An 11,772-nucleotide genomic window follows, 5' to 3' on the forward strand; every position below is an offset into this window, starting at 1 on the left:
GGTCTGGGCGTTGTTCCAAAATTGGTAGTCGCTTAACGACTCGGTGGGCGCCTTCGGCCACGATGGGCGACAATGCGGTGCTGAAGATCAGGGAGCGACAGGCATTGACCAAGGTGTCGATCACAACTTGGGGGCCCGCGACAAAACCACCTTGATGTCCAATCGCTTTACTAAGCGTTCCGATGCGAACGCTCACGCGATCCGCCACTCCGTATGCATCGCAGAGACCGCCGCCACGCGAACCCAGCACACCGGTGCCATGGGCTTCGTCGACTATCAAATGGGCACCAAAGCGTTCTGCCAACTCGACCAGTTGTGGCAGCGGCGCCACGTCGCCATCCATGCTGAAGACACCATCGGTGACAATCCAGGTCAACCCGCCTTTGCTGCTTCGGTCACTCAACACATGCTCGACGAAGTCCAGATCGCGGTGCGGGTAGATCACGCGTTCGGCTTTGGACAAACGGCATCCGTCGATCAACGATGCGTGATTGAGCTCATCGCTGAGGATCAAATCGCCTTCGGTTGGAAGGGTTGCCAACGTCCCTGAGCACGCCGCGTAGCCGGAAGGAAAGATCACGGCGGCTTCCGCCAATTCAAGATCGGCGATGCTTCGCGCGAGAGCTTCGTGTCGCGGTGTCCAACCGCAAACAAGGGCACTCGCCGAGGCACCGTGAGTCGCATGGTTGGCTTGCAGATCACATCCACGCGTTTCGTCGGCAATGACACCGAGGTAATCATTGCCACCGAAGTTCATCAAGCGACGTCCATCCGCTTCGACAACGTGAACACCTTCGACTTTCCGGCTATGCAACTTCCGTGTGCGACCTTCTTGGGCGATTGAGTTCAAACGATCGTGAAGCGGTTGAAGTGACATCAGTGAATTCCTGTCGTAAGAAAGCGTCCTATTTCGCTAACAGGTATTGGAGCAGACTCAGCACATACTTATCAGCTCGTACCGGAGGATCGCTGCCTTTTGTCGGAAGATTTTTAAGAAGTGGTCGCACGTTCCAGTCGATCGTTTGGCGGTGATTGTCGATCAAGTTCAACGCCGTCATTGCCACGAAGTGTCCTTCGTTGTCAACGTCGGCAAGCATCACCAAATTCTGTTTCGCCTGGGTTCGTTGGGAGTTGTTTCCTGCGACCAGCAAACCTTCGCTGGCGGCTGCTCGGACGATCGGTGATTCGTCCTTTGAAGCGATCGGATCGAGCGTCTTCAGTGCGACGGCGAGTTTGTCTGCGTCCAGTTTTTGGTGCGGCGACAAGATTGCAAGCGTTAAACCTCGAACGCCCCAGTAACGATCGACACTGGATGAACTGCTGCAGAGTGTCTGCAGTTCTTGCAGTTTCTCGTCGTCCAGATCATTCCATGACGTGGTTGTGTTCCAAGCCATGTCGACCAAGTGATTCCAATCCAGTCCACTGGATTGAGCCCATTGCACAGGCGGCTGCTTGCCTGCCAATCGATGCATCTCGGCCTCTGGGACGACACCCAAATCGGTGGTTGATTTCATCCAGTCGCGGAGCGCTCCCCGCATGGAATTCAATTGGTTCGCATGCGCGGGGTCCGATACCAAGTTATTGACTTCGTCGGGGTCGGCCTGCAAATCGAACAGTTCCTCAAGCGGTTTGACTTTCCAGACCTTGGCTTGAATCTCGTTCAGCTCACCCGCGTCAAACATTTGTTGCCAAACCTTGGTGGTCGGCGTTTGGAACATGTAATCGATGTAGGCGAAGTAAATCCGCTCAGGATGGAAGTGGCGAATGTAAACGTAACGTCCGTCGGTACAACTGCGGACCATGTCGACTCGTTCGTCCATGCGTCCGCGATAGCCAAACAAGTATTGTTTCGAGTCACCGTTGAGTGGACCGGCGAAAGGCACGCCTTGCATCATGTCCGGCAATTCCGCACCCGCCAGGCTGATCGCGGTTGGTCCCATGTCCACAAAGCTGACCATTCGGTCGGTGGTCTCACCGGATTTGTAGTCGGCGGGGGCGAGGTGTTTGTATTTTTCGGGGACATGCAACAAGAACGGGACATGCAAACCGGAGTTGTACGGCCAACGCTTGCTGCGAGGCATGCCGCTGCCGTGGTCTCCGTAGTAGAAGACGATGGTCGAATCCGTCAGCCCGTCTTCTTCCAGTTGACGAAGGATCTTGCCACACATCGCGTCCATCTCGGTCAAGCGATCGTAGTACTGGGCCCAGTCGCGGCGGACCGTATGGACGTTGGGTTGATACGCCGGCACGGGAGCTTTGTCGGGATCATGAACCAACGTGTGCTTGTTCCGAATCTTGCTTTCGTGGCTGATCGTGAAGTTGAAGACCGAGAAAAATGGCTGGTCCTCTCGCTCACGGTGGCGGAAGTGAGCTTTCCCGTCGCACTCGTGCCACGTCTTGATGGCGGCCGGAGTGGCAAAGTTGTAGTCCGTTTTTGAATTGTTCGTGCAGAAGTAGCCGGCTTTCCGCAGGACGGCGGGGTAGTACTGAAAGTCGCTGGGCATTTGCACGCCACTTCGCATGTGCTCGCCACCTAAACTGGTCGCATACATGCCCGAAATCAAAGTCGTCCGTGCCGGTGCGCACACGGGGGCGTTGGACCAACACTTGTTGTAGCGAAGCGAGCGGGTCGCCAATTTGTCCAGGTTGGGAGTGTCAGCGTATTCGTCGCCGTAGCAGCCCAGTTGGGGGCCGTTGTCTTCGCTGGTCAACCAGAGAATGTTCGGCGGGGGCAAGGGCTTCGAATCGGCGGCGGAAGCGTCCGCGAACATCGCGGGAGTAACGAACCAACAGCCGACCCAAGCAGCGGCAATCCAAAATTTCAGCATCAGGGAAATTCTTTGAGAGAGGCGGGAGATTGTGGGGGAACAACCCGTGGCCACCCATCCTAACCGAACGTGAATCAGCGTGTTGTCGTTTGTGCGTTGCCCGCAGCGGGATTTGCCCTGGTTGATTTCGGCGTCAGGAATCGCCCCAGCGGGGACGCGAGCAGGGCGGGCAACAGCAACACATCACCGACCAATGCGGCCAGTAACAAACCGAACATCATGAACGCGAAACGCTGAGTTGGTTGGAAATCCGACAGCCCGTAAACCAGCGGCGAGATGGCACACACGGCGGTGGTTTGCCACATCGCCGGCCCGCATTTGTGAAGTGCGGCGAGAGACGCCTGCATCCGCGATTTGCCTTGCCGGGACTGGTTTTGAAACTTGGTCAAAAAGTGAATTGTACCGTCGACCGCAATCCCCAAGGCAACACTGGCAGTCATCACCGAGCCAATATCCAACGGTGTTTCGAGCAACCCCATCGTTCCAAACAAGGTGATCGTAGGAAACAGGTTGGGGAACATCGCGACCAAACCGCCGGTGAAGCTTCGCAGTAACAGCATCATGATCACTGCGACGATTCCAAAGGCGGCAAGGAAACTGCGAAACAAGTCTTGCAGCAACACGTCTTGCGATTCGGTCGTCATCGGCACGCCACCGGTGAATTGCGGTGTGATGCCGTCGCCCGCTTCTTCCAGGATCGGAATGACTTCCGCTTGCACGCGTTGGAACTCGGTGCGGTAGTCGATCGATTCATCAAACGGGAATCGGAAACTGATCCGCCACAATTGGTTGCCTTGTTTGTCGGTGGCGATGTACCCGGCGTCTTGAAGCGAAGAGTCAGGGTCTTCCAATTGCTTTCGAATGTTCGCCTCCAAGACAGTCGAGCGAATCGAGCGGCTCTTCTTGGACGGTGGGCTGGGCAAAAATGAGCGTGCGGAAAACACTCCACCAACCAATTCGGTGGACCGGAGATGGTTGTCAACATCGCGAACCAAGCGGAACCGATCGACGGCGTCGGGCATCGAATCCGGTGCGAACTGAACAACCACTTCAGCATTGATGGTCGGGCCAATGTGCTCTTCGAACCAAGCGTAATCCGTTCGAATGCGACTGTTCTCTGGGAACATGCGTGGGATGTTGACCGACGTGGTCAGTTGAGGCAATCCCGACGCGGCGAAGGCGGTGATGAGCGAGAAAAAGGCAACGACAACAATTGGGAATCGCATGAACTGTGCCGCGAAGGCTTCCCAGGCGTGTCCGATTTGAGATCGCCATTTCTCAACCGGCAATGGATCGTCTTCGATCTCGTCGGCTTGGTCTTTCCGGGCTTTGGCGAGTGCGGCATGGTGCTTGTCGCGGTGTCGTTTGCCGTGCCACTGCATCGCACCGGGCAACAACAACAGCAACAGCAACAGCGTGCCAAAAACTGATCCAGCGGCGATGAAGCCGAATGCACTGACGGGCACCAGTCGTACCAACCCGAGTGACCCCAGTCCAATGATGGTCGTCGTGGCAGCCAACCAGCACGGCAAAATTCCCGCCTGCATGGCTTGTCGTGTCGCCGCCGTGGGATCAATCGTCGGATCGCTGCACATCGCATCGCGATAGTAGTTGCACAGGTGAATGCCAGCGCTGGCAGTCAACACAAACACAAGCGGTGGCAACACGATCAAAATCGCGTTCATCTCGATGCCCGAGTACAACACCATCGACAGGGACATGCCTTGCCCGATGACCGCGACGATGATGATGATCGCCGTCAACACGATCGAACGCAGGCAGAACACACAGATCAGCGCCCCCACAATGACGGAGGGCAGTGTGAATCGATCGATCGAAGCTTGAGCTTCTCCATCGACCAACGCACCATCGGTGGGTGGGCCGGCGGTGTAGATCTGATCTTCGGGAACACCGATGCGTTCCGAAACGATCTGACGGACCTCCGCCAATACGTTCTGCCGATCGAGATTCCCCTGCTCGGTGAAGGTTGCCAGGACGATGGTTTGTTCACCGTCTTCGCCGATCAACGAGCCTTTCAATCGGGCTCGCGTGGCGCGGTCGGAAAAGCTGGTCGGGGGACTTGTTAAGACATCGTACACCCGTTGCCCGGAACTGATGCTGGCAAGGTGTGCCGGGCGTTCCGGTGTCGATTGGGTCAGTGGTAGCAACGCTTCTGCGACCTCGTCGACTTGTTCGGATCCGATCTTCGCGCCGTCCCAACCGATCATCAGGACGTCTTGTCCTTGAAAGAGTTTGGAGAAGTCGTCGTACTGCTTCCGAACCGGCATGTCCTCAGGCAACCACAGTGCGGGAGCGTTGTACATGGTCGACAAAGCTCGCGCAGAATCGCGTGCCGCTAGAGGCCCGAGAATGCAAACCGCCAAAAGGCCGATGCAAAATCGCACGCGATAGGTCGTCGCTTGGTCACCCAGGGATTTCAAAGGCATGTTGAGATGGTCGATCAGTTCGAAACAGAATGAGAACCGAGCGTATCGAAATCGACCTGGGTTGGCGACTCGTAATTGCCTGGCAATGCACTGTCAGCGAGCAGAACGAAAGCGGACGAGTCTTTCAATCAGTTCGTCCGGCAAACTTTCGCAATTTTGCCTGTTCGTTGATCTCGGCGTTCGAATACGGCCGCCATTGACCACCCGTTGCTCAGCCGGTGTTGGACGGGTGGTTGGATTCCGTGCGTGTTGGCGGTTTGTGGACCTTCAACACGGGAGTGTCCTCTGTCACCACGATCCCATCACGGCGGTTTTCCGTGGCAACAGGTTCCTCCGACGCCACCTGTTCGCCAGGCAGCGATGGGTTGGTCCCCGCCAACGATTGGCCGGGATCAAACGCGGGCTTTCCCATGTGGTCGAGCCTCGGTTTGAAGACTTTTCCAAGCGGTCCAGCCAACAGGGCGGGCAACAAGATCAAGTCACCGATCAACGCCGCTGCCAACATCACCAGCATCAACGTTCCAAAACGCTGGGTGGGAGTGAACGTCGACATTGCAAAAATGAACAGGCCTAATCCGCCCACGATGGTGGTTTGTGTCATCGCGGGACCCACTCGGCGATAGGTCTCAATGACAGCGTCTTTGCGAGATTTGCCTTCTTCTAGAAATTGCCGGAACCACGTCAAAAAGTGAATCGTGTCGTCGACGGCAACCCCCATTGCAACACTCGCGGTCATCATCGTGCCGATGTCGACGGCCGTTCGAAGGTGCCCCATGATGCCAAACACCAGCAACACCGGAAAAACGTTGGGAATCATCGAAACCGCACCCGCAGCAAAACCAGCACGAAGATTTGCAGGTGCCAGCCAATTCGTCGGGAACGAGCCTGGATTGAGCAACACGATCATCACGAAGCCGATCAACACAAACGCCAGCAAGATCGATTCGACCAAACTGCCCAACAGAGTCCGCTGGGCCTTGTAGACCACTGGGACGACGCCCGTGTAAATCACCTGAGGCGTGGCGGGTTCGTCCAGTTCGAACACTGGCAGGCGATCGGGTTGTCCGTCAGCGACTTTGTCCAGTGTCAGAATGTGTTTTGGGATTGGCCGCGAAATCACTTCGGTCGCGGAGATCAACCGTGTGGCGCCCTCTGCGATGGATTCCGCGGGTGGTTCAGTGGCGATTGATTCGCCAGTCGATGACTGGAAGTGCAAACCCGCCAAATCGATGACCACATCTGCGGCAGCGATTCGCCGGTCCCAATTTTCATCACTGGGTTTCGCGATCGCGTCTTCTGCATCGGGATCAATCCAGCTTTGACGAATCCGCTCGTTGCCCAACAATTCACGCAGCGTTGCCAGGAACACAGCCCGTTGGTCGACAATGCGTTCGCCGCTTTCCTCGTCCGTGGTCACCAAATCGGCGTTGTCCAACCCCAACACGTTCTGGGCACCGAGCACCAACACCTTGGCTTTCGGGATCTGCGTGCCATCGGGTTGTTGCAACTCACGCAGCAACTTGGCTCGAACGCGATAGGCTTGCACGACCGGGTCGACGGCGTCTTTCAATTCGTTGATGAACAATCCGTAATCGACATCGGAAAGCGCACTGACCCGCAAACTCAAACGCCATAACTCGCTGTCTTTTAGCGGCCCATTCTTTTCGACTTTGACGTAATCGCTTTGCAGCAGTTCGTCACGGGAATCGTTTAGGCGGCTGTTGAATTGAGACCGGGTGTTGCTCCAACCGTTGCTGACATCGGGCAGTGGAGCGATGAAGGTGTCCATGCTCGACGCTTGCCCAACCTTCGCGATACCTTCCTCGCCAAGGGAGCGGGTGACGACTTTGCGGATGCGAGCGACGGCTTCAATACGTTCCAGCAAACTCAGTGAAATTGGGTCCGACAATCGTTCTTGGTCTTCAATTTCTTCTTCGGTGGTGGCCGACGCCAAGCGTTCTGGACGCTGGATCTCAGGTGGCATGCGAACCACAATCTCCATCGGAACCAAGTTGCCAAAGTGGTCTTCCAGCCAAGCGTAATCGCGAAGAATTCGAGCTTGGGGATCAAACAATTTCAGCAACTGGACCGACGTGGTGATCTTGAACAATCCCAGCGACGCCATTGCCAAACCAGCGATGCATCCCACACTGACCAGGGCATGATGGCTGGTGATCCAGCGTCCGACACCTGCCCACCACGCGGCCAATTCCAACTCGCCAGAAATCGCTCCTTTCGCGGGTTGGGACTCGTTGGTGGAATCCGCGTCCGCCGATTTGTCGCGACTCTTGGCAGCGGCCAATCGTTTGCGTTCTTCGGATTTGTCTTGCCCAAACTGAGGCGAAAACGTCTCAAGTGCCGCGGGGAGGTAGCTGAATAGAATCCCCAAAGTCGAAATCACACCAATCGCTGAATACAACCCAAAGTTGCTGATCGGTTTCAAGTTGCTGGTGAACAGCGACGCCAGACCAATCGCGGTGGTCAGTGCCGCCAGCGAACACGGCAGCGCCGCATGCATGAGCGCTCGCGTGGCCGCACCACGTCGTCCGCGGAACCGGACTTCATCGCGGTAATAGTTGATGACGTGAATCGAACCGGACAATCCCAGCACATAAACCAGGGACGGCATCGACATCAAAATCGCATCGACTCGGCCGCCCGTCCAACCCACCATCGACATGCTGAGCATCGCCGCGGAACCGCCGACGACAAACAACATGATCGTGACTTTCAAACTGCGGAAGCAGAAATATGAAAGCAACACGCCGACCAAAATGCAGTAGCCGACCAAACGAACCAGAGTGATCGTGCCTTCCTCGTCGATCGCGATGTTGTCGATCGGAGGACCACCCATTCGCAAGGGAGGCATCCCGCCGAGCGATTCAGGCGGTTCACGGTTGAACGGCGGTGGAGCACTGCTGGGCGGAAGCGGGGGCTGAATCCCGGATTGATGAGCCAGTTGCAACAATCGACCTTGCGGCATACCCAACGTCCCGCGACCGACGGCGAATGCCAGGTTGTCCTTCGCCAAATCAGTCAGGGTGACCAACAAACATGTCAGACGTGGTGGCGGTTCAACGCCCAACGAATCATAGACCGCGTACCAAGCGTCGGTTTGTGTCTGCGTGAGCGAAGCGGGGAGTTGGTCTCGCTCGCCATCCAAACGTTCCGCAACAAAGCGATCGAGCGTTCGTTCGATCCGCTCTGGTGCATCGTCTGGCAAGCCATCGCGGCGGCCTTCTGGCAAGGCTTCGACGAACGCCTCGGGCGTCCACGCAAACTCATGTGGCACAGCGGGAGCGAACAGAGTGCCGGTCAGACGCTCCATCGCCAGACGCTTTGCCACGATCGGTTTCTTGGTCACGTCCGTCAGATCGATCGGCCAAAGCGGACCTCCTTCGGCTGCTAGCTCCTCCGCGATGGTGGCTCCCGTCTGAACGGTTTGGAACAACGGAGCGCACAACAACATCGGGTCGTTGTAAAACGGGTTGATTCGTTCGTCCGTGGATGGATCGCCAAACGCGGTCACGAACTGCCCTTGCAGCTCATAGTTGCCCAGCGATTTCTTCACTTTCCGAACCAGGGCTGCTGGGCCGTTCATCGACTCTTCCCAGCGGAACAGTTTGCCCTCGGGAGTGATGTAGTACCACGTGCCGTCCGCGGAGGCCAACCACTTTTCGTTTTTGCCACCCCAATCCGTCAGGTCTTGACCGGGCGGCAGCAACTCCAGTTCCTCGCCGAGTTCACGAGCCCGGACCCGTGTTTGAATCTCGGCGAGCGACAATGCATTTTCGCCCCAAGCTTCTTCCGCCGCCAACTGCTCGCGATAATTCGCGGATTCGTGCAGCAGTTTGTCTTCGAGTAGTCGCAGTCGTTGGTCACCGACGTTGCAGCCTTCCCAGGTCAACAGGACGAAACTTTCGCCTGCAAAGTGATCCGCGAACCAGTCCAGTTCCGCCGTCTCGGGAAAGTCGCTCGGCAACCAATCTTTGACATCGTTCTCTTTGTTTTTCAAACCCATCCGAGCGGCACGGAACGCCGATGGCATGAAAAAGAAGAATCCCATGAGGATCAACAAAGCCACGCTCAGTCCCCACGGGCCAGGCCGCTCTAGGAACGACGGCTTGGTTGAATCTGCGGTCATCGAGGATTCCGAATATGAGATGAAGAGATGTCCCGCCGGGCCGGCTTCGATTGGACTGGTGAAAGGTTCGTAGGTGTTGCGAAAGAAAGACGAATCTCAATCTCGTTTTGCCGCCAGCATCGGTCGCTGTCAACGACCTCCCTGCCGCCCATGACGGTCAAACCAGTAAGCTATCGAGCGATTGGCAGATGGTCCACGTCAATGCGATTGTCCCGGCCAAACGTTTCAGTTGTTGTCCGACAATTGAGAGGGTTAGCAAAACTGGGAAGTTTCTAACCCAGGATGCTTCGAGGTACCGGTCATCCGCCCGAAATCCGCCAGCGACGCTTTGCCCCACCCCCACAAACCGGACCAGATGCATTCTAATTGTTCAAACAGCCTAATCGGCTGGACACAGCGAACCAGACCGTTGAACTCGCGTTTTCGCTTTCGCCCCAGACGCGAAGATGAATCCGAGGGCGAAACGCATGGCTCACCGGTCAGTGTCGACTGCAAAAGCGGAATCGTTGCTCGCTCGCGTTCAGCCCTCGCTCCCTTTGAAAATGCCGTTTTGTTCGCGGTTTCGCGAATCACACTTGTCTATCCGAACCCTACGAAGTGAACTGATGTCTGCATCCCTCCAATCCCTGATCGACTCCGGCACCAAACTGTACTTGGACTCGGTTGAACCTTCCGAAATTGACCAGAACCTCAAATGGGGGGCGGTTGGTGCGACCAGCAACCCTGCGATTATCTCGGGCATCGTCGCTGCGGGCGGATTCGACGAACGAATTGACGCCCTGCTCAGCGAAGGGTTGGATGATGAGTCCATCGCCTGGGCTCTGACCGACGAATTGGTTTCAGACGCCGAAAAGAAATTCGCCGCCATCCACGAATCCACCGCCGGCAACGCGGGCTGGGTCAGTTTCGAGCTCGATCCAATCTTGGAAGATCCGGACCAGAATCTTTCGCCTTCTGACATCGCTGCCCGCTACATCGAATTGGGCAAACAATGGGCGGCGGGACACACCAATCGCATGATCAAGGTTCCCGCCACAGAAGCCGGTTTGCTCGCGCTGGAAGAACTGGCTGCCGCCGGGATCACTCTGAATGTGACGTTGATGTTCACCGGCGACCAATACCACGCCGCACGCGAAGCCGTTTGGAAAGGCGCTCAACGCGCGGCTGAATCCGGCACCCGTTCGCTCGACCAATTCAAATCGGTCTACAGCATTTTCATCTCACGGATTGATGTCTACACCCAAAAGGAATTGCCGAACCTGTCGCCCGAAGCTCAAGGACAAGTCGGCATCCTGAATGCAAAACGCATCTGGAAAGAAAATCAAAGCTTCTGGGCGGACAAAAATTTGAAGCTGGAACAAGAACTGATCTTCGCCAGCACAGGAACGAAGAGCAAAGACGATCCACCATGGAAGTACGTCGCCGCTCTGGCGGGCAGCGATATCCAAACCAATCCGCCTTCGACCAACGAAGCCGTCGACGCCAGCGGCAAATTGTTCACGCGGGAAGTGGACGACATGCCATCGCAAGCGGTCCAAGATGAAATTGATGCCGCGCTAGACATCAAATCGATGCACAAGTTCTTGATGGACGAAGGGGTCGATAAATTCGTCAAACCACAACGCGAACTGCTGGCCATCATCGCTGCGAAGCGAGAAGAGTTGACCAAGCAAGCCTAACTTCTGGCCGGGGGCGCAACCCATGTCTGGTTGTCGCCGAGCGACGTTCGAAAGATCGATGGTGGCTGGCGTCTGGGGTTCGCCCCGGATGGGGCCGTCATGGGAGTGGGGGGGAGTCCCTCGCTCACGCAACTTTTGAAGTTGCGTTTTCCTCAAACCCGAAGCGTCAGCTTTTCTTAAAACCCGAAGCGTCAGCTTTTCTCATAACCCGAAGCGTCAGCGAGGGAAAAACGATGTTGACTTCGCCTCGCTGACGCGTCGGGTTATGAAAAACCCAATGCCTCACGCGAAAGCGCAACTTGAAAACTCATGCTTCGGGTTGTGATGGGTGGTCTGTCACGACCTATTCTTAGGGCAGTGGACGAGGCGACGAGTCCTGGACTGGCGCCCAATCCAAGGACTCGTCGCCTCATCCACTACAATCGACCCTGCCTTTTAGCTGTGTCGCACCACTCGCGAACGTCACCGCTTCGCGGTTCGGACGGGGATCGTCTTGATTGCTTCGTCTCTGACGACACGTGGTAGAGACGAACGCGTCTCGATCAGTGGGCTGATTGACCCAGATGCTCAATCGCACGCTGCAGAACATCGTCTTCCAGTTCCGTGACCAAGCGACCGTTCTCATCTGGACGAGCGGCGATGTAGGTCGGCGGCACCGAAAGGTGCGGTTCGAC

The 11,772-nt window shown here is 56.5% G+C and carries 5 protein-coding genes; 1 reads left to right on the forward strand and 4 read right to left on the reverse strand.

Going from position 1 to position 11,772, the window contains the following annotated elements:
- From ACF8AM_RS15825 to ACF8AM_RS15840, 4 genes are all read right to left on the reverse strand, one after another.
- Positions 1–877, reverse strand: an 877-nt coding sequence (locus ACF8AM_RS15825) for an aminotransferase class I/II-fold pyridoxal phosphate-dependent enzyme (protein ID WP_392556561.1), incomplete at its 3' end; no start/stop codon positions are given.
- 28 nt (positions 878–905) lie between these two features.
- Positions 906–2,828: a sulfatase gene (locus ACF8AM_RS15830; RefSeq protein WP_392556562.1), complete on the reverse strand. Its 1,923-nt coding sequence runs from the start codon at positions 2,826–2,828 to the stop codon at positions 906–908.
- Positions 2,829–2,902: 74 nt separating this feature from the next.
- Positions 2,903–5,275: an RND family transporter gene (locus ACF8AM_RS15835; protein ID WP_392556563.1), complete on the reverse strand. Its 2,373-nt coding sequence runs from the start codon at positions 5,273–5,275 to the stop codon at positions 2,903–2,905.
- A 211-nt stretch (positions 5,276–5,486) separates the two neighbouring features.
- Positions 5,487–9,419, reverse strand: a complete 3,933-nt coding sequence (locus ACF8AM_RS15840) for an RND family transporter (RefSeq protein ID WP_392556564.1) — start codon at positions 9,417–9,419, stop codon at positions 5,487–5,489.
- Positions 9,420–9,961: 542 nt separating this feature from the next.
- On the opposite strand from ACF8AM_RS15840, the gene ACF8AM_RS15845 reads away from it, so the two are divergent.
- Positions 9,962–11,098 (forward strand): transaldolase family protein, encoded by a 1,137-nt coding sequence (locus ACF8AM_RS15845; RefSeq protein ID WP_392556565.1) that lies wholly within the window; start codon positions 9,962–9,964, stop codon positions 11,096–11,098.
- Positions 11,099–11,772: the final 674 nt, after the last annotated feature.

The sequence above is a fragment of the Rhodopirellula sp. JB055 genome (genome assembly GCF_043100905.1).
GTDB lineage: Bacteria > Planctomycetota > Planctomycetia > Pirellulales > Pirellulaceae > Rhodopirellula.

Coding starts and splice junctions, on each gene's coding strand:
- ACF8AM_RS15830 (WP_392556562.1), bottom strand. CDS start 2,828: ATGCTGAAATTTTGGATTGCCGCTGCTTGGGTCGGCTGTTGGTTCGTT.
- ACF8AM_RS15835 (WP_392556563.1), bottom strand. CDS start 5,275: ATGCCTTTGAAATCCCTGGGTGACCAAGCGACGACCTATCGCGTGCGA.
- ACF8AM_RS15840 (WP_392556564.1), bottom strand. CDS start 9,419: ATGACCGCAGATTCAACCAAGCCGTCGTTCCTAGAGCGGCCTGGCCCG.
- ACF8AM_RS15845 (WP_392556565.1), top strand. CDS start 9,962: ATGCCGTTTTGTTCGCGGTTTCGCGAATCACACTTGTCTATCCGAACC.